This window comes from Novosphingobium soli (assembly GCF_042432915.1).
Taxonomy (GTDB): domain Bacteria; phylum Pseudomonadota; class Alphaproteobacteria; order Sphingomonadales; family Sphingomonadaceae; genus Novosphingobium; species Novosphingobium soli.
Map to the genome: position 1 here is coordinate 237164 of NZ_JBHLWK010000006.1, position 15855 is coordinate 253018.

Consider the following 15855-nt stretch of genomic DNA (forward strand, 5'->3'; position numbering starts at 1 on the left):
GTGACCGACAGCGCATTCATCGAGAACCGGACCTTCGACGAGATTCAGGTGGGGGAGACGGCGAGTGTCTCCCGCACGCTTTCGGAGAAGGACATCCAGCTGTTCGCACTCGTCTCGGGCGACGTGAACCCGGCGCATCTCGATGCCGACTTTGCGCAAACGGACTTCTTCCAGCGGATCATCGCCCATGGCATGTGGGGCGGCGGCCTCATCTCGGCTGTGCTCGGAACAGAGCTGCCCGGGCCCGGCACGATCTATCTCGGCCAGTCGCTGCGCTTCACCCTTCCCGTCGGCATCGGCGACGTCATCACCGCATCCGTCACGGTGACGGAAAAGAAGCCCGAGGGCTGCATCCTCGTTCTCGACTGCCGCTGCGTGAATCAGAACGGCGAGACCGTCATCACAGGCCAGGCCGAGGTTCGCGCGCCTTCCGAGAAGGTCCGTCGCCCGCGCATGGCGCTCCCCGACGTGCGGGTGGCGACGCATGGCGAATACAGGCGATTGATCGAGCAGACGCAAGGCGGAGAACCCATCGCCACCGCGGTCGCCCACCCCTGCAGCGCGGCGGCGCTCGCGGCGGCGGTGGATGCAGCGGAAGCGCGGCTGATCACCCCGATACTCGTCGGTCCGGAAAAGCGGATCCGGGCCGCGGCCGAGGAAGCGGCGAAGGATATTTCCGCCTTCCGGCTCGTACCTGCCGATCACAGCCACGACGCGGCCGCGAAGGCCGTGGCGCTCGTGCGGAGCGGCGATGCGAAACTGCTGATGAAGGGCTCGCTGCATACCGACGAGCTCATGGCGGCGGTCGTGCCGGCCGCTACCGGCCTCAGGACGGAGCGGCGGATCAGCCATGCCTATGTGATGGACGTGCCGGGGCATCCGACGCCCCTCATCATCACCGATGCCGCGATCAACATCGCGCCGACCCTGAAGGACAAGGCCGACATCATTCGCAACGCGATCGATCTGGCCCATGTCATCGGCATCGCCGTGCCCAAGGTCGCCATCCTCTCTGCCGTCGAGACGGTCAATCCCGACCTGCCCTCGACGCTCGATGCGGCTGCATTGTGCAAGATGGCCGACCGGGGCCAGATCGACGGAGGCGTCCTCGACGGCCCGCTCGCCTTCGACAACGCGATCAGCGAAGCCGCCGCCCGCGAGAAGGGGATAGTCTCGCCGGTGGCGGGCAAGGCGGAAATCCTAGTCGTCCCCAATATCGAGGCCGGCAACATGCTCGCCAAGCAGCTGACCTTCCTCGGCGGCGCGGATGCTGCGGGCGTCGTCCTCGGCGCGCGGGTGCCCATCATCCTCACCAGCCGCGCGGACAGCGAGCGGACGCGTCTTGCGTCCTGCGCGATCGCGGCATTGCTCGCACGCGCTGCCCCGAAGGCAGCGCCCGGGCTTCCCGCATGAAAGCCGTCGTCAGCCTCAATTCCGGCTCCTCGAGCATCAAGTTCGCGCTCTTTACCCTCGATGATGCGGGCAATCCGGAACATTCGGCAGGCGGCAAGATCGAGAAGATCGGGATCGCCCCCTCGCTGGTCGCGCGGCGGGCGGACGGGACCGTCCTTGTCGAGCGAACCTGGGCGGGCGGCGCTGGCCTCACACATGCGGAACTGCTCAAGGATCTGTTCGACTGGGCCATCGATCACCTTGAAGGCCGGGAAGTCGTGGCGATCGGGCACCGCGTCGTGCACGGCGGGATGCGCTTCGCTGCACCGCAACGCGTCGACGCGGGTCTTCTCGCCGAGCTCGACGCGCTCTGCCCCCTCGCACCGCTGCATCAGCCGCACAATCTGGCAGCGATCCGCGCGATCGCAGCCTTGGCACCGAGCCTTCCCCAGGTCGCTTGTTTCGATACCGCCTTTCACCACGACAAGCCCGAGGTCGCCGCGCGGCTTCCACTCCCCCGCGCGCTGCATGAACAGGGGATTCGCCGCTATGGATTTCATGGGCTGTCCTACGAGTATATCGCCGGACAGATGCAAACCGTCGACGGGGAACTTGCAGCCGGGCGGGTGATCGCGGCGCATCTGGGCAACGGCGCAAGCCTGTGCGCCATGCGGGCCGGCAAGAGTATCGACACCACCATGGGATTCACAGCCCTGGACGGCCTGATGATGGGGACGCGCTGCGGCACGCTCGATCCCGGCGTCGTCCTCCACCTCCAGACCCAGCTCGGCATGAGCGCCGCCGACGTCGACGACATGCTATACCGCAAATCCGGCCTGCTGGGGGTTTCCGGGATTTCAAGCGACATGCGGACCCTGACGGCCGACCCGCGCGCGGAAGCCCGTGAGGCGGTGGAGCTTTTCGTCTGGCGCGCCGCGCGCGAATTCGGGGCGCTTGCCGCCTCGCTCGGCGGCGTCGATGGTATCGTCTTCACGGCCGGGATCGGCGAGAACCACGCCGAAGTTCGCGAACGGATATGCCAGCGGCTCGCCTGGCTGGGTCTGTCCATCGACGTGTGCGCCAATGCCGGACACGCCCTGACCATCTCGGCCAGGGACAGCCGTGTCAAGGTCCTCATCATTCCGACCGACGAAGAGCGGATGATCGCCGGTCACACCCTTGCAGTGCTGCGGTCGGAGCGATGAGCAAGGCAAACCTCGCATGGCCGTGCGCCGGCGCGCTCCTCAGCATCGCAACGCCGGCATCCGCCGCCCCTGGCATTGAGATTCTCATCGGCGATGCCAGGATGGAGACGTGCTGGTCGACCTGCGGCTGCTGAACGGAGAGAACGAAGCCCGTACCGTGGTCCTGAGCCCGGCCGACGAACCGCACCGGCTGCTGCATGACAAATTCAGGCGGAAGCCGCAAAGGATCACGGAAGCGAGGCATGGACATGACCGAACCCTATCGCTCGACGCCGGTTTTCGACGAGAACACATTGCCGGATGCCCTGCGAAGCAGCCACCAGACGAAGGAAGGGGTCTGGGGTTTAATCAGGATACTGGAAGGCGAACTGAAGCTGACCTATGTGCAACCGCACTCCGAAAAACTGCTGACGCCCGGCAATCCGGGTCTGGTCGCGCCGCAGCAAACGCACTTCGTCACGGCAATGGGCCCCATGCGCATGCAGGTCGATTTCTACCACGATCCACCCGCGCTCTGAAGCCAGGTTTCGGCACCTTCCAACTCGCCCAGAACCGTTGTGCCCGCGGTCGGGCCGGTCGGGTGCCCTGACCGCAGCGGCTATTGAATAGGGGGCCGATAATCGTGGTTCTTGAGAGTCAACATGTAAGCTGCAAGCGCATCGATTTGCCCAGGCTCGATCTCGAAATTCATGATCTCGGGGAAATTGTGCGACTCGCGAAGCCATGGGTTCAATGTATGGGTAGTCAGTCCGGGCGTATTGATGATCGTTTCGAAGGATGGCGCCTCCGGCTTGGGTGAGATTCCCTGATCGACGGCATGGCAGGCAGAGCAATGCTTCTGGGCAAATGCCAACCCGCGCCGCTGGGCCGTCACTTCGGCCCGGCTGGTTCCCCTTGCAGGCTCGACGTGCCCCGTGGCAATTGCCCCGCTGGCGGCTGCAATGGCGATGAGAGCTATCGGGAACACTTTCAGTCGCACGGCAAAGTCCCATCTAGGCTGCCTCGGGAAACGTCAACCGCCGCCCTTTCAAGGGGGATGCAGGCGCTCACGTTACTCGCTCAGGGTTTTGGAACAACCTGAGCTGTTACACCAAGCGCATCGACCAATTTGCCGCCAATCACGGAAGCAACCAGCGATCCCATGATCGCGCAGCACATGGCATTACTGCACTGGTCAGCAGCCGCTGGATCACGGATGCCGACCATACAAACTGCGGAGTTCCTCCAGGGCGGCCCTCAATCGAGCAAGTGTATAAGGCTTTTGAAGTACGTCGCGGACACCGCGCTGCATGATCACTACAGCCAGCCGGACCGGAGGCTTGGTGATCTGCAGAAGCATCGGAGTAGCCTTAAGCAAAGCTGCATTCTGATCGAGTGAGGCGATTAACCGCTCCGAGGGAAGATCACCATCAAGAAGGATAACGCAGGGGTGGGCAAGTGGGGGGCGGTCCAGAAATGCTTCAAGATTTTCTACATTGCCGAGCCAGGTGACCGGACCGCTGGTGAGCTGTTTGGCGGTGGCAAATTCCTCATCCGGACCAACTCCTACAAGATGCGTCGGAAACGCTTTAGACCCGGCGTCTTCGGCGCGGGCGCAGCCGTCATTCATCGAGTGCCTTGCGTACAGGCAGGTGAGGAATAAAGCGCACCAAATAAGAGGGATTTCGCAGCATCAGACCATCATCTCCAACCATCTATTGACGCTCAAATAAGCGCGATCAGGAAAGTGCGGATGGTTCACCCGCACCCGTCAATCGAGCAACGACATCGCCAAGCGCATGTTCGCGAAAGGGCTTCTCGAGCACCTGACTGAAACCATGCGCCAGGGCACGTTCAGTGAGATCAGCCGATGGGAATGCGGTGATGAGAACCGCCGGTCCCGACCAGCCGTCCTCCCTTAATCGGGAGAGCACCTCAATCCCGTCGGTCTCTTCCAATCTGTAGTCCGCGACCAGGCAGCAGGCATTGCGAGTGGTCGGATCGGCAATGAGCGCAGCCCCGGCTGCATAGGCGCGGACTTCGAAGCCTCGGGCCCGAAACAGAAGCTGCAACGATCGGCGAACCCCGGCATCATCCTCCACCAGGAGTAGCCGCGGACGGTCCCGCACCGGGGATGCAATTCTCTCGGCTGCCATCACGCACCATCGATTCCGGCGACATTGCCGGTCGATTGCGAATGTCAGGAAATCGGTGACGGGTCGCTACGTAAGTGTCCCGATCCCTCAGCCGGTCACGCCTGCGGAAAATGCGATGCGAAGGGCTTCCGACAGACTGCGGACACCGAGCTTTATCATTAGGTTGGCGCGATGGACTTCAACCGTGCGCGGCGAAATGCCGAGATCATATGCAATGGACTTGTTCGGTAACCCTTGGGCAAGGCCCTTGAGGACATCCTGCTCCCGCGCGGAGAGACCCGCGATGAGGATAGCCGAGTCAGCCGCCCGGCTTGCCCTGCCCTCAACATCGGCAAGGCGCTCAAAGGCGCTTTCGATGGCCGTGATCAGAACCGCCTTTTCGAACGGCTTCTCAATGAAGTCGACCGCCCCGGCCTTCATCGCGCGAACGGCGACCGTGACATCGCCATGACCAGTCAGGACAACAACAGGCATGGAAACGCCACGCTCGTTCAGTTCCTTCTGAACTTCCAGGCCATCCATCTCGGGCATGCGAACATCGAGCAGAATACATCCCTGCTCGGCATGTTTGAGATTCTTGAGAAATTGCACGCCGGAAACCCACGGTGTCACCGAGAAGCCCGACTTCTTCAGCATGAATCCAGCCGAGCGCCGGATCGAGTCCTCGTCATCGACTATGTGAACAACACGCTTTTCATCCATCGAGCTTCTCCGCCTCCGCCCTTACCAAAGTGAAGTGAAACTGTGTACCGCCCCCTTCTGCTGACTCCATCCATATGCGGCCACCATTAGCCTCGACGATGGTTCTGCAAATTGAAAGACCAAGTCCCATGCCTTCCATTTTCGTGCTGACGAAAGCCTTGAAGAGCTGGGCCGCCACCTCGGGCGCCACGCCGGGCCCGGTGTCGGCCACCGTCACGCGGACAAGTCCCGGCTGATCGGGCGTCGTGCGGATAGTGAGGATGCGCCGAGCGGCCGGCCCCATGGCTTCGACGGCGTTACGGATCAGATTCACCAGAACTTGCTGGATCTGGATCTTGTCGACGAGGACGCTGGCTGCCTCGTGATCGATATCCATCCGCGTCTCGACGGCCTTCTCGATGGCGCCCATCAGGCCGAAGGCCGCCGCTTCGTTGATGAGGTCCGGCAGGTTCTCGGCAGTCCTTTCGACCTCACCGCGTGCCACAAAATCGCGCAAGCGCCTGACGATCTGGCCTGCACGCATGGCCTCGCCCGCCGCATCCTCCAGAGCCTCGATGATTTCGGGCAGGTCGTCGGGATCCGGCTGGGCCAGCAAATCGCGAACGGCTTCGACATAGTTCGCAACCGCGGTGATCGGCTGGTTGAGTTCGTGTGCGAGCGTGGACGCCATAGTCCCCATCGCGCTGACCCGGGCGACGTGGATGAGCTCGGATTGGAGTTCCTCGAGCTGCTCCTGTGTCCGGTGGCGGTCCGTCAGGTCGCGGATGAAGCCGGTGAAGACGCGCTGACTCTCGCCCGTCGCCTCTCCCACTGACAGTTCCATGGGGAATGTCGTCCCGTCCTTGCGCTGCGCGAAGACCACTCGGCCGATACGAATGATGCGGCGCTCGCCGGTCGTGAGATAGCGTTCGAGATAGCCGTCATGACGCTCGCGATAGGGCGAAGGCATCAGCATGCTGACATTGGCCCCCAGAACCTCGGCCTGCGAGTAGCCGAAAAGACGTTCCGCCGCATCGCTGAAGGAGATCATCTTTCCCCATTCGTCGATGACGACCATCGCATCGGGGACTGTCGAGAGGATTGAGCGAAGATGCGCCTCGCTGTGGCGGAGGGAGCTTTCGGTGGCCCTCTGGTCGCTGATGTCGTGAACGACGGTGGCAAAGCCGCGCACTGTCCCATCCGGGTTCTTCAAGGCCGTAATCGCCATGTGAGCGAGAAATTCGCTGCCGTCCTTGCGGACGCGCCAGTCGTCGATCTCTATTTTGCCGCGTGCGGCCGCCTCGGTGAGGAACGATCGCGGCTTGCCCGCTGCCACCGCGTCGGCCGGATAGAAGAGGTCGGCCGGCTTTCCGATCATTTCGGCAGCGGTCCAGCCCTTGAGCCGCTCAGCACCCTCGTTCCATATGGTGACGTTCCCATTGGGGTCGAGCATGTAGATGGCGTAGTCTTGAGCGCCATCGATCAGGAGACTCAACTCCTCCGCAAGCACGACGGTGCTATCAGCCAGGTTGCGAGCGACGGTGACGGTGCGATGATAGTTGCGCCACAAGAGGAGCATCGCGACCAGGAAAATCGCGACAGCGATCTGCTGGCTGCCTGCAGTGGGCCAGCCGTCGACGACAACAAGCGTCGCCAGGGTGATCAGCGTGACGCTCGAGATCACGAATAGATCAGGTCTGAGCGCAACGAGCACCATACCCGCCACACCGAGGGTCACGAAGTAGTGGACACGCTCATCGACGTGCTCGGCAAGCTGCTCGCGGGTCACGAAGGCAATGATGGCGATCGCGAGACCAGCCAGAACGGCCGTTATGAGCTGGGAGCGGATCGAACGGTTGGCGAGCAATGATGCAGCGGCTAATGCCGGCGAAAAAGCGCCCTTTCGCTCCGATGGTGGTTTGGTGTCAGTAATTCTTCGCCCCCATCGCCTTGGTAAACGGTACAGCGCCGCGCTGAAATCTCCCCCTTTCCGGTTCGTTTTCTATCAATTGAACACAGATTGAGCCATCGAAAGTTGCGGGGCCAGGCCCGAGGAAGTGGGAGCAAGGCGGATCGCAGCGTCCGCTTCAAATCCCTCCGCAGCCAATTGGAACAAAGACGGATTCGGCTAGTGGGGGGTGGAAGATTGGCACATTCTGCGCTGTTCGTCTGTGAACGGAAACGATCGAGGGATTAGTGGGTGGATCAGGTGGCACCGCAGTGGTCCGTTTGGAGTGTGTTGAATGCGCGGGCGCAGGCAGTCCCGTGCGTCACCACAATTCGTCATTCGAGCAGTCGGAACCCTGACAAGGCAGGTCTATGAACATTCCCGACACGGAATTGCTGCGCGCCCTGGCGGCATCTCTCGCGGTCGGCATCCTGATCGGCATCGAGCGCGGATGGCGACAGCGCGATGCGAGCGACGGAAGCCGCGTGAGCGGGCTCAGAACATTCGGTCTGCTTGGTCTCACTGGCGGGATCGCCGCGCATGTCGCCGATATTCTGGCTGCCGTCATCGCCCTCGCCGCGCTGTCGAGCCTTGTCCTCGGCTATCGCGGCGCTCTCGCCCGCGAGGGGAGCCTCTCGGTCACCAACACCCTGGTCGGGATCGTTACCTTCGCGCTCGGTTATATCGCCGCCAAGGGCCAGGTCAGCGAAGCGCTGGCGGTCGCTGCGGTGACCACGCTGATCCTCACGCTGCGAGAGCAGGCCCACGCCATGCTCAAGGGAATGACGGAAAAGGAAATCGAGTCGATCGCTCGCTTTGCGCTTGTGGCGCTCGTGATCTTGCCGCTGCTCCCGGATCGAAATCTCGGACCCTACGATGCCTGGAACCCCCGCCAGATCTGGATGGTAGTGGTCGTGGTCCTCGGGCTCTCCTTCGCTGGCTATGTCGCGACCCGCCGGTTGGGGCCGGAAAAGGGGATCATGATAACCGCGCTGTGCGGATCGCTCGTCTCCTCGACGGCCGTGACCGCGGCTTATGCGCGGCGATTGCGCCAGAAGGACGGTCCCGAAGCCCCTCTGATCGCGGGTATCGCTCTGGCGTCGCTCGTGATGTTCGTCCGCGTTCAGCTTCTGGCGATCACGCTTATCCCCTATACCGCCCGGTCACTGGCCCTGGCCATGATCCCCGCGTTAGTCGTCGGCGGGTTGACGACGTTACTGGCGTTTCGCGCACGCAGCGCCGAGGCGAGCGCTGGTGAGGTAGAACTCGGCAACCCACTCGATTTCGGGCCGGCGCTACTGCTCGCGGGATTGGTGGCGGTAATGGCCATACCGGCACGCTGGGCGCTCGAGCAGTTCGGCGACCAGGGCATCATCGTAGTGTTGGGCCTGACGGGCATGTGGGATGTCGACGCAGCGGTCCTCACCCTTGCGGGGATGCCCAGGGATATTCTCGACGGGAGCACGGCGGGACTTGCGCTAGCTGTTCCGGTTCTTGCGAACACGGCATTCAAGGGCGCTCTGGCGCTCGGGATCGCCGGACCTCGTCAACAGGGCTGGAAGGCGTCCGGACCTTTGTTCGCGTCTGTGCTCGCCTCTGGCGCAGGGATCGCGGTACTTCTCTCGCTCAGATAGCACTAGACACTGGCGGGATATTCCTCTGGCGGTGCATCCGGTACGGAATCAGGCTCGTCCGGGATGATTTCCGGGACACTCGGCATAGGTGTTTCTCTGGGTTCACTCGGCATGGGTGCCTCAGGCGGGGCCGAAGGTTCGATTATATCGGGCTTGGGTACAACCGGCTGGGTATCCATGCGGGCGCTGTTCCCGCTCGGCTGTCCACGCTGCGCTCTGCCGCAACGTCCACGCCGGAGGCTAGCCGGTGCCGACGTTCCTGCCGGCGGCGGCAATTCCACCTGACGGGTGAAGCCGACGTTGAGGACGAGCGGTATCATGACTACGGCAACGGTGCCTCGACCGGCAGCACTGCGAAGCCGGAACCTGGAGTGACAGGACTGCGCGAAATGGCGAACGCGGCCGAGACCCGTACCGTGTGCACCGGCTGGACTCGCACCCTCCAGAACGGCTGCGAGTTCCTCCCGGCTCATCCCTTTTCCCGTGTCGGCAACGGTAAGCCATAGTCTGCGACCGATACACTTGGTCCGCACAATGACGCGCCCCGCAGTTGTGAGAGCAGTACGTCCATTAGCGACAAGCTCGACGAGCGCGGCATCAAGGGCCGAAGCATCAAGCTTGACCGGAGACTTCTCCGCCGAGACCGTTATCGCAACCTCTGCCCGATCGCCAGCGTGGGCGTCGAGGAGCGATTGCAGCGTCCCGAGATGCTGGTTGAGGTCGAACGTGCGAACCATCGGGATGACTTCCTTGGCAAGCAGAGCGGTCGTCAAAGTTCCTCCACGGCGCGCTGCTTGCGAGATCGCGTCGAGGAGCATGGCACGCTTCTCGGGTGAAGGATCGTCTTCAAGCAAGTGGCTCATCGAACTGACGTTCCCTAATAGATTGCGGAGGTCGTGGATATTCTCCCGCTCCGTAATCTGCGCCCGGCTTCGAGCATGCAGTCCTCCATCAGCACAATTCTGTCGCGGCAGGCAGGCTCTCGTGAATTGGGTAAGTTACGTAGCGGGTCACAGAAGCGGGGCAGGCCGTGTCGACGCCATGTCGCGACCTTAGTAAATTCCCGGATAGAGGCGACCCGGACGAGCGCCTAACCCTTGATGCACTCGAGGGCCGAATGTTTGAACGTCGTTCAAGACGTCGATCGCTCCCACCCCCCGCCAGCGGTCTGGCCCTCGAGTCCCTTTCCGCAGGATACGTGCCATCGCTGTCCAGGCCGAATGCTGGCATCAAGGTACCAAGCCTGCGATACCTTCGGGCCCAATGCGTCAGGCCGGTCCGGCATCGTGAATTGGAATGACCTAGATGACCCCGCCCGCGCCAGTCGCGTCGAATGATCCACAAGCCGAAGTGATCGCATATCTCGAGGCGCCGGGGACGCTTTGCCTCGACGACGAACCGCGCCGGATCGATACGCATGCCGCTCGCATTTTCCTTGCAGGCGATCGCGCCTGGAAGCTCAAGCGGTCCGTCAGGTTCGGCTATCTCGACTTTTCCAGCCCCGAAAAGCGCCGCCTGACACTGGAGAAGGAGCTTTTGCTCAATCGCCGGACCGCGCCAGACCTATATCTTGCAGTTCGGCCGATTCGGCGAAATGACGATGGCCTATTAAACTTCGGCGATGACGGAGAACCGATCGATTGGCTCCTGGAAATGCGCCGCTTTCCCGACGATGCGCTGCTTGAGCAAGTCGCCGCGCGCGGCGCGCTCACGGAACCTCTGGTCCTGCGATTGACGGACAGGATAAAGTCGTTTCACGATAGCGCCGAACAGGTCCGGTCACGCTCGGGCCGCGAGCGCATTGAAGCCGTTATCGCGGGAAATCGGGAGAGCATGGCCACCTATCCCGAGATACTGCCTCCGGATAGCGCAGGCCGTTTGATCCAGCGGCAACAGGTCTTGGCCGAACGGCACGCCCGGTTGCTCGATATACGCGCCGCGGCCGGTCGCGTCAGGCATGCCCACGGCGATCTGCATCTAGCCAACATTGCCATGATCGATGACGAACCTGTCCTGTTCGATTGCCTCGAATTCAGCGCCGTCCTCGCGACGATCGACGTGCTGTACGACTTGGCGTTCCTCTTGATGGACCTGTGGGCGAAAGGCTGCCGGGTCGAGGCCAATATGCTCTTCAACCGCTACCTAGACGTCTCACCAGAGGATGAAGACGCAGTGGTCCTCATCCCCCTGTTCCTTTCCATCCGCGCCGCCGTTCGGGCTCATGTGGCGGCAGCACAGGCAAACGGCGACCCATCGAGCGCACTTCGCAAAAAGGCCGAGCAATATCTGAGTCTGGCCCACGAGTTGCTCGCACCCGGTCCGACCCGTCTGGTTGCAATAGGGGGGCTATCCGGGACAGGAAAATCGACGATCGCGAGGCTCGTTGCCTATGGTGTCGGGAGCGCGCCTGGGGCGCGGATCCTACGGTCCGATGTCTTGCGCAAACGGTTGGCAGGCCTTCCGCCAGAGACCCCGCTTTCCAAGGAGGCCTATTCAACGTCTGCGAGCGCGGCGGTCTACGCCGAATTGGAGAGGTTAGCGCAGCTGGCGCTGAACGAGGGACGATCGCTGATCGTCGATGCTGTCTATGCGAGACCTGACGAACGACGGGCGATCGCTCAGGTCGCTGCTCAGAAAAACGTTCCATTCGCCGGCATCTGGCTCGATGCCCCGTCCGAGGTGTTAAAAGCACGGATTGCTGCACGGGTGAACGATGCGTCGGACGCGGATGTGGCTGTTGCCGGCTTGCAGGCCCACTACGATCTGGGCGCAATGGATTGGCGGCGGGTAAGCGCCGAAGGCGACCGTGGGGTCATCGCCGACCGGGTTCGATCAGCCTTGGCCGTGGCATAAGCGGGGTCGTCCCCTACGCGAATCCGAACCAAGGAGAGCCCCGCCGAAAGCCGGGCCAGGGAAAGGCGTAGGCATGTCGTCCAAGGCACTCGGGTCACGGCCTCGGAGCCAGCCGGAAAGCCCTAATGCGTTGCGCTCCTATTCGGTGGTCCGGCCGTCGAAATGCTCATGCGCTGCTTCAGCATCCACCTTGGTTGGGTGGACAGTCCCATCGATATGTTCGGGCGGCCCATAGATCGTGTAGAGTTGGAGCAACTCGTCGCCGGTGTTGATGATATTGTGCTGGGCGCCAGCCGGCACGATGATCCCGTCATCGCCTTTGATCGGTGTGCTGACACCGTCGATGAGGACCTCGCCCTTGCCGTTTTCGACGCGGAAGAATTGGTCACGATCATCATGGACCTCGAGCCCAATCTCCTCACCCGGCTTCAGCGCCATGAGAACGAGTTGGAGGTTGCGCCCAGTATAGAGCACCCGACGGAAATTACGGTTCTCCTCGGTGAGGGACTCGATATCTCCGATAAAGCCCTTCATGGCGGCGTCCTTGGCTTACCTGGCGGTTGGTGCCGCTTTCTGCCGCGAACCCGTCCACCCGTCTTTCCGGGATGTTACTTAGTGACGGTGCTCGCCAGGACAGGGAGAAGTGCGCTGTGGATGTGACGGTTTTCAGCACGCGCGGCTACGACCGCGAATTCCTCGACATAGCCAATTCGGCCGCCGGGGCGCCGCATGTACTGCACTTTATTGAAGCGGGCCTGTCCAAGCAGACCGTCGCGCTGGCGAAGGGAGCGACAGCGATCTGTGTCTTCGTGAACGACCGTCTCGATCGAACGGTACTAGCATCGCTCCGCGAGCAGGGCACAAGGCTGGTCGCGTTGCGAAGCGCAGGCTTCAACCATGTGGACCTCGAAGCAGCCGAGACCCTTGGAATAGCGGTCGCGCGCGTGCCGTCCTATTCACCCGAAGCGATCGCGGAACATACGATCGCGCTGATCTTGTCGCTCAATCGAAAGCTACACCGGGCCTATGTTCGGGTGCGCGAGGGGAATTTCGCTCTGGACGGTCTGCTCGGCTTCGATCTGGGCAAGCGGACGGTTGGGATCGTCGGTACCGGCAAGATCGGCGCGACCGTGACGCGTATCCTCGGGGGCTTCGGGTGCCGGATTCTCGCTTTCGACCCCTCGCCCGATGCCGACCTTGTCGCTTCAGGCGTCGAGTATGTCACGTTCCCGGAGCTTCTGCAGCAGGCCGACGTCATTTCCATCCATTGCCCGCTCACGCCGCAAACCCATCATCTGATCAATGGGCAAGCGTTGCAGTTGATCCGGCCTGGCGCGATGCTCATCAACACGAGCCGCGGAGCCGTAGTCGATACAAGAGCGGTTATTGAAGGCCTCAAATCGGGGAAGATCGGATCATTGGGTCTCGACGTCTACGAAGAGGAAGGGGATCTTTTCTTTCGCGATCTCTCCGACGAGATGCTGCAGGACGATGTCTTCGCCCGGCTCCTGACCTTCCCCAACGTCCTCATCACCGGGCACCAGGCGTTCTTTACCCGCGAGGCCCTCAGCGCGATCGCCGAAACGACGATCCGGAATATCTCGACTTTCGAGACGACCGGACAGGCCGAGTACCAGATCGGCACCGAACTGCTCGCCTGAGGACACATAGGTTAAGCTCCCCAGCCAGGGCTCCGCACGGGATCTCAGAAAGCCGCTGTGCGCAAGCTCGAGATCGCGCAGGTCTCGGGATTGCGCAGGCCGTCCTCCCGGAACGACGACAACCTTGTCCGGCTCCTCGCTCCCCCATTCGACCGAATTCCGCGCGACCCGGGCTATATCAAGGCCTATTCCCCCGGCATCCGTGAGAGTGACGGCCAATACACCTCATGCAGCAGCCTGGCTTGCCATTGCGGTTGCGCGCAACCGTGATGGCGACTGCGCCAAGTCCCTGTTCGACTGGATCAACCCGATCCGGCACGCATCGATGCGCGAATCTGCGGAATATTATCGGACCGAACCTTACGTCGTCGCCGCGGACATTGCGGGTGTGCCGCAGCATCTGGGGCGCGGCGGCTGGACCTGGTACACTGGTGCGGCCGCGACGGCTAACGGCTTTGGGGCGTAGTCAGGCTTTCCGGCTTTCCGCGGTATCCCCTACTGCCTGGATGCGCCCCCCTTCCGGCGCTTCGGACTCTACGTATTCCGACCCGGGACGTAGGGCCATAGTCCTGACCACGAAGAACAACGTCTTCCCGTCGAAGAAACGAGCGGCGGTCACACGAACCCAGGAGTTGGGAAATGATCAAGAAATCCGTCATGGCGGCGCTCGCTGGCATAGCAATGCTCGGCGCCACCCCCGTGTTTGCGCAAGGCATCGGCCATACCTTCTTCATGCGGGGTTCGATCGTCGACACAAGCGCCAGCGGCACTGTCGTCTGCATCGGCAAGGCCGACGGCGCCGAGGTCGGGCAGACCCTCGAAGTCTACCGCGTCGTGCAGCACCCCGGCCCGGCTTCGTCCAAGGGCAATGTCGCGCCCTTCCATCGCCAGCGCATCGGCCAGGTGACGATCGATCACATCTACGACGATCACTTCGCCCATGTCAGCGTCACGGAAGGCAAGCCGGCCAAGCACGACATCGTCGAGCTGCGTCGCGGCAACTGACACAGCATCGCAGCGCGAGACGGCCGCTTCGGCGGGCGACCGTCGATAAGAGGCGATTGGCGCCCACTAGAAAGATGAAGGAGCTCTCTATGAAAGCACTCATGTTTGCGGCGGCGGCAGGGTTGGCCCTGTTCTCGACCGTACCCGCCACCGCCCAGGGCATCGGCCATACCTGGCTCATGCGTGGATCAATCGTCGGCAGCGACGACACTGGTCCCGTCGTCTGCATCGGCAAGGCCGATGGCGCCGAGGTCGGGCAGGTTCTCGAAGTCTACCGCAACGTGCCCGTAGCCGGCAGCTCGTACAAGGGCACTGGTCCCGCCTTTCGCAGGCAGGCGGTCGGGCATGTCAGGATCGATCACATCTATGACGATCATTTCGCCCACGTCAGCGTGACCGACGGCAAGCCTACCAAGCACGACATCGTCGAGCTGCGCAGGAATTGAACGTGGTTTCGCGTTCTTTCATGCCGTTCCGCCCTGCGTCAACCTGCACGGCCGCAGGGCGGAGATGGCGGCAGCCGCGAGGCAGCACGCGGCTTGCCGACCGGACGAGGATCGAACCGCGTTGCGTCCCGGCCCTGCACCCTGATCCGGCGCGCGGAGGCGCCGCGGTGTCATGACGGCCTTCAAGATCGGCGAGCTTGCCGCGGCCGCCGGCGTCGGGCGCGATACGATCCGCTACTATGAGCGGACCGGTCTCCTGCCCACGCCGGACCGCACCAGCGCCGGCTACCGGCTCTATGGAGATGTGGATCTCCTGCGTCTCAACTTCATCCGCTCCGCGCAATGGCTGGGCTTCACGCTCGCCGAGACGAGCGAGCTTCTCGCGCTCAACGCCTCCGATACCGCGAAGGCATCCGCGGTGCTCGATATCACGCTCGAGAAAATCCGCGAGGCGGAAGCCCGCATCGAGCGGCTCACCGACATCCGCGATGTTCTCCGCGCGCTCGCCGATGATTGCCCGGTCGATGTTCCGGTGACCGATTGTCCCATTCTGACCTTCCTTTCGACGCGGCATGAGCCGCGCCGAACCGAAGCACACACATGACAACCGCGGGAGAGCGACAACCACCAAGCAAGAGGGAGTGATCATGAAGACACGTATCATCATTGCAGCGGTACCGGCCCTGTTCCTTGCCGCCTGCGCAACCACGCCGCCGACAACGGCCGAGATCGACAGCTGCCGGACGATGGAGGGAAAGATGGGCCTCCAGAGTCCGCACGATCATGGCGAGATGAAGCAGCAGGGGCTCAACCCGATGAACCTGTCGCACGACCGTTGCCGCCGGATTCTCGGCGACAGCAAATGACGACGTCCCGGGTGGCTCCGCGCCACCCG

At 62.6% G+C, this 15855-nt stretch carries 19 protein-coding genes; 11 read left to right on the forward strand and 8 right to left on the reverse strand.

The features are described from left to right. The 3 genes from ACFFJC_RS03030 to ACFFJC_RS03040 all read left to right on the forward strand — a co-directional run bounded on the left by ACFFJC_RS03030 (position 1) and on the right by ACFFJC_RS03040 (position 3115). The gene (locus tag ACFFJC_RS03030; RefSeq protein ID WP_086485584.1) at positions 1-1413 is read left to right on the forward strand and encodes a bifunctional enoyl-CoA hydratase/phosphate acetyltransferase; all 1413 of its coding nucleotides are present in this window, start codon (positions 1-3) and stop codon (positions 1411-1413) included. Beyond that, positions 1410-2597 (forward strand): acetate/propionate family kinase, encoded by a 1188-nt coding sequence (locus ACFFJC_RS03035; protein ID WP_086485583.1) that lies wholly within the window; start codon positions 1410-1412, stop codon positions 2595-2597. Before ACFFJC_RS03030 ends, ACFFJC_RS03035 begins: the two co-directional genes overlap by 4 nt. A 242-nt stretch (positions 2598-2839) precedes the next feature. Beyond that, positions 2840-3115, forward strand: coding sequence for a TehB family protein (locus tag ACFFJC_RS03040; RefSeq protein ID WP_441347663.1), 276 nt, complete (start codon positions 2840-2842; stop codon positions 3113-3115). An 80-nt stretch (positions 3116-3195) separates the two neighbouring features. On the opposite strand, the gene ACFFJC_RS03045 is transcribed toward ACFFJC_RS03040, so the two are convergent. From ACFFJC_RS03045 to ACFFJC_RS03070, 6 genes are all read right to left on the reverse strand, one after another. Further along, complete coding sequence (locus ACFFJC_RS03045; protein ID WP_140159565.1) at positions 3196-3576, reverse strand: c-type cytochrome; 381 nt, start codon at positions 3574-3576, stop codon at positions 3196-3198. 80 nt (positions 3577-3656) lie between these two features. Continuing rightward, on the reverse strand, positions 3657-3803 hold the full coding sequence (locus ACFFJC_RS03050; protein WP_217884240.1) for a hypothetical protein: 147 nt from the start codon (positions 3801-3803) through the stop codon (positions 3657-3659). Next, the gene (locus ACFFJC_RS03055; protein ID WP_140159564.1) at positions 3787-4206 is read right to left on the reverse strand and encodes a DNA-binding transcriptional response regulator; all 420 of its coding nucleotides are present in this window, start codon (positions 4204-4206) and stop codon (positions 3787-3789) included. The genes ACFFJC_RS03050 and ACFFJC_RS03055 overlap by 17 nt, the downstream gene beginning before the upstream one ends. A gap of 109 nt (positions 4207-4315) precedes the next feature. Then, a complete protein-coding gene (locus tag ACFFJC_RS03060; RefSeq protein ID WP_379486041.1) occupies positions 4316-4678 on the reverse strand; it encodes a response regulator in 363 nt (120 codons plus the stop codon). A 141-nt stretch (positions 4679-4819) separates the two neighbouring features. After that, entirely contained in the window at positions 4820-5434 is a 615-nt protein-coding gene (locus tag ACFFJC_RS03065; RefSeq protein WP_379486042.1) for a response regulator transcription factor, read from the reverse strand. Beyond that, complete coding sequence (locus ACFFJC_RS03070) at positions 5427-7130, reverse strand: PAS domain-containing sensor histidine kinase (RefSeq protein ID WP_379486190.1); 1704 nt, start codon at positions 7128-7130, stop codon at positions 5427-5429. The genes ACFFJC_RS03065 and ACFFJC_RS03070 overlap by 8 nt, the downstream gene beginning before the upstream one ends. Positions 7131-7732: 602 nt before the next feature. On the opposite strand from ACFFJC_RS03070, the gene ACFFJC_RS03075 reads away from it, so the two are divergent. Next, the gene (locus ACFFJC_RS03075; protein WP_176342107.1) at positions 7733-8995 is read left to right on the forward strand and encodes an MgtC/SapB family protein; all 1263 of its coding nucleotides are present in this window, start codon (positions 7733-7735) and stop codon (positions 8993-8995) included. 2 nt (positions 8996-8997) lie between these two features. On the opposite strand, the gene ACFFJC_RS03080 is transcribed toward ACFFJC_RS03075, so the two are convergent. After that, the gene (locus ACFFJC_RS03080; RefSeq protein WP_379486043.1) at positions 8998-9858 is read right to left on the reverse strand and encodes a sensor histidine kinase; all 861 of its coding nucleotides are present in this window, start codon (positions 9856-9858) and stop codon (positions 8998-9000) included. Positions 9859-10300: 442 nt separating this feature from the next. On the opposite strand from ACFFJC_RS03080, the gene ACFFJC_RS03085 reads away from it, so the two are divergent. Further along, positions 10301-11848, forward strand: coding sequence for a bifunctional aminoglycoside phosphotransferase/ATP-binding protein (locus tag ACFFJC_RS03085; RefSeq protein ID WP_086485577.1), 1548 nt, complete (start codon positions 10301-10303; stop codon positions 11846-11848). Between the two features lie 138 nt (positions 11849-11986). Here the strand turns inward: ACFFJC_RS03085 and ACFFJC_RS03090 are convergent, their stop codons facing one another. Then, on the reverse strand, positions 11987-12382 hold the full coding sequence (locus ACFFJC_RS03090; protein ID WP_086485576.1) for a cupin domain-containing protein: 396 nt from the start codon (positions 12380-12382) through the stop codon (positions 11987-11989). A 116-nt stretch (positions 12383-12498) separates the two neighbouring features. On the opposite strand from ACFFJC_RS03090, the gene ACFFJC_RS03095 reads away from it, so the two are divergent. From ACFFJC_RS03095 to ACFFJC_RS03120, 6 genes are all read left to right on the forward strand, one after another. Next, positions 12499-13509 (forward strand): 2-hydroxyacid dehydrogenase, encoded by a 1011-nt coding sequence (locus tag ACFFJC_RS03095; protein WP_379486044.1) that lies wholly within the window; start codon positions 12499-12501, stop codon positions 13507-13509. A 208-nt stretch (positions 13510-13717) separates the two neighbouring features. Next, positions 13718-13975: a GH36-type glycosyl hydrolase domain-containing protein gene (locus tag ACFFJC_RS03100; protein ID WP_217884239.1), complete on the forward strand. Its 258-nt coding sequence runs from the start codon at positions 13718-13720 to the stop codon at positions 13973-13975. A 173-nt stretch (positions 13976-14148) separates the two neighbouring features. After that, positions 14149-14514: a hypothetical protein gene (locus ACFFJC_RS03105; protein WP_176342105.1), complete on the forward strand. Its 366-nt coding sequence runs from the start codon at positions 14149-14151 to the stop codon at positions 14512-14514. Positions 14515-14603: 89 nt separating this feature from the next. Further along, complete coding sequence (locus ACFFJC_RS03110; protein WP_176342104.1) at positions 14604-14960, forward strand: hypothetical protein; 357 nt, start codon at positions 14604-14606, stop codon at positions 14958-14960. Between the two features lie 172 nt (positions 14961-15132). Then, entirely contained in the window at positions 15133-15564 is a 432-nt protein-coding gene (locus ACFFJC_RS03115) for a heavy metal-responsive transcriptional regulator (protein WP_379486045.1), read from the forward strand. Positions 15565-15607: 43 nt separating this feature from the next. Further along, on the forward strand, positions 15608-15826 hold the full coding sequence (locus tag ACFFJC_RS03120) for a hypothetical protein (RefSeq protein ID WP_086485939.1): 219 nt from the start codon (positions 15608-15610) through the stop codon (positions 15824-15826). Positions 15827-15855 lie beyond the last annotated feature (29 nt).

What these genes read in the sequence shown, in the direction of transcription:
- ACFFJC_RS03090 (WP_086485576.1), bottom strand. Translation starts at nt 12,382, where the DNA reads ATGAAGGGCTTTATCGGAGATATCGAGTCCCTCACCGAGGAGAACCGT.
- ACFFJC_RS03105 (WP_176342105.1), top strand. Translation starts at nt 14,149, where the DNA reads ATGATCAAGAAATCCGTCATGGCGGCGCTCGCTGGCATAGCAATGCTC.
- ACFFJC_RS03040 (WP_441347663.1), top strand. Translation starts at nt 2,840, where the DNA reads ATGGACATGACCGAACCCTATCGCTCGACGCCGGTTTTCGACGAGAAC.
- ACFFJC_RS03035 (WP_086485583.1), top strand. Translation starts at nt 1,410, where the DNA reads ATGAAAGCCGTCGTCAGCCTCAATTCCGGCTCCTCGAGCATCAAGTTC.
- ACFFJC_RS03075 (WP_176342107.1), top strand. Translation starts at nt 7,733, where the DNA reads ATGAACATTCCCGACACGGAATTGCTGCGCGCCCTGGCGGCATCTCTC.
- ACFFJC_RS03085 (WP_086485577.1), top strand. Translation starts at nt 10,301, where the DNA reads ATGACCCCGCCCGCGCCAGTCGCGTCGAATGATCCACAAGCCGAAGTG.
- ACFFJC_RS03110 (WP_176342104.1), top strand. Translation starts at nt 14,604, where the DNA reads ATGAAAGCACTCATGTTTGCGGCGGCGGCAGGGTTGGCCCTGTTCTCG.
- ACFFJC_RS03065 (WP_379486042.1), bottom strand. Translation starts at nt 5,434, where the DNA reads ATGGATGAAAAGCGTGTTGTTCACATAGTCGATGACGAGGACTCGATC.
- ACFFJC_RS03055 (WP_140159564.1), bottom strand. Translation starts at nt 4,206, where the DNA reads ATGAATGACGGCTGCGCCCGCGCCGAAGACGCCGGGTCTAAAGCGTTT.
- ACFFJC_RS03115 (WP_379486045.1), top strand. Translation starts at nt 15,133, where the DNA reads ATGACGGCCTTCAAGATCGGCGAGCTTGCCGCGGCCGCCGGCGTCGGG.
- ACFFJC_RS03120 (WP_086485939.1), top strand. Translation starts at nt 15,608, where the DNA reads ATGAAGACACGTATCATCATTGCAGCGGTACCGGCCCTGTTCCTTGCC.
- ACFFJC_RS03050 (WP_217884240.1), bottom strand. Translation starts at nt 3,803, where the DNA reads ATGGTCGGCATCCGTGATCCAGCGGCTGCTGACCAGTGCAGTAATGCC.
- ACFFJC_RS03070 (WP_379486190.1), bottom strand. Translation starts at nt 7,130, where the DNA reads ATGGTGCTCGTTGCGCTCAGACCTGATCTATTCGTGATCTCGAGCGTC.
- ACFFJC_RS03080 (WP_379486043.1), bottom strand. Translation starts at nt 9,858, where the DNA reads ATGAGCCACTTGCTTGAAGACGATCCTTCACCCGAGAAGCGTGCCATG.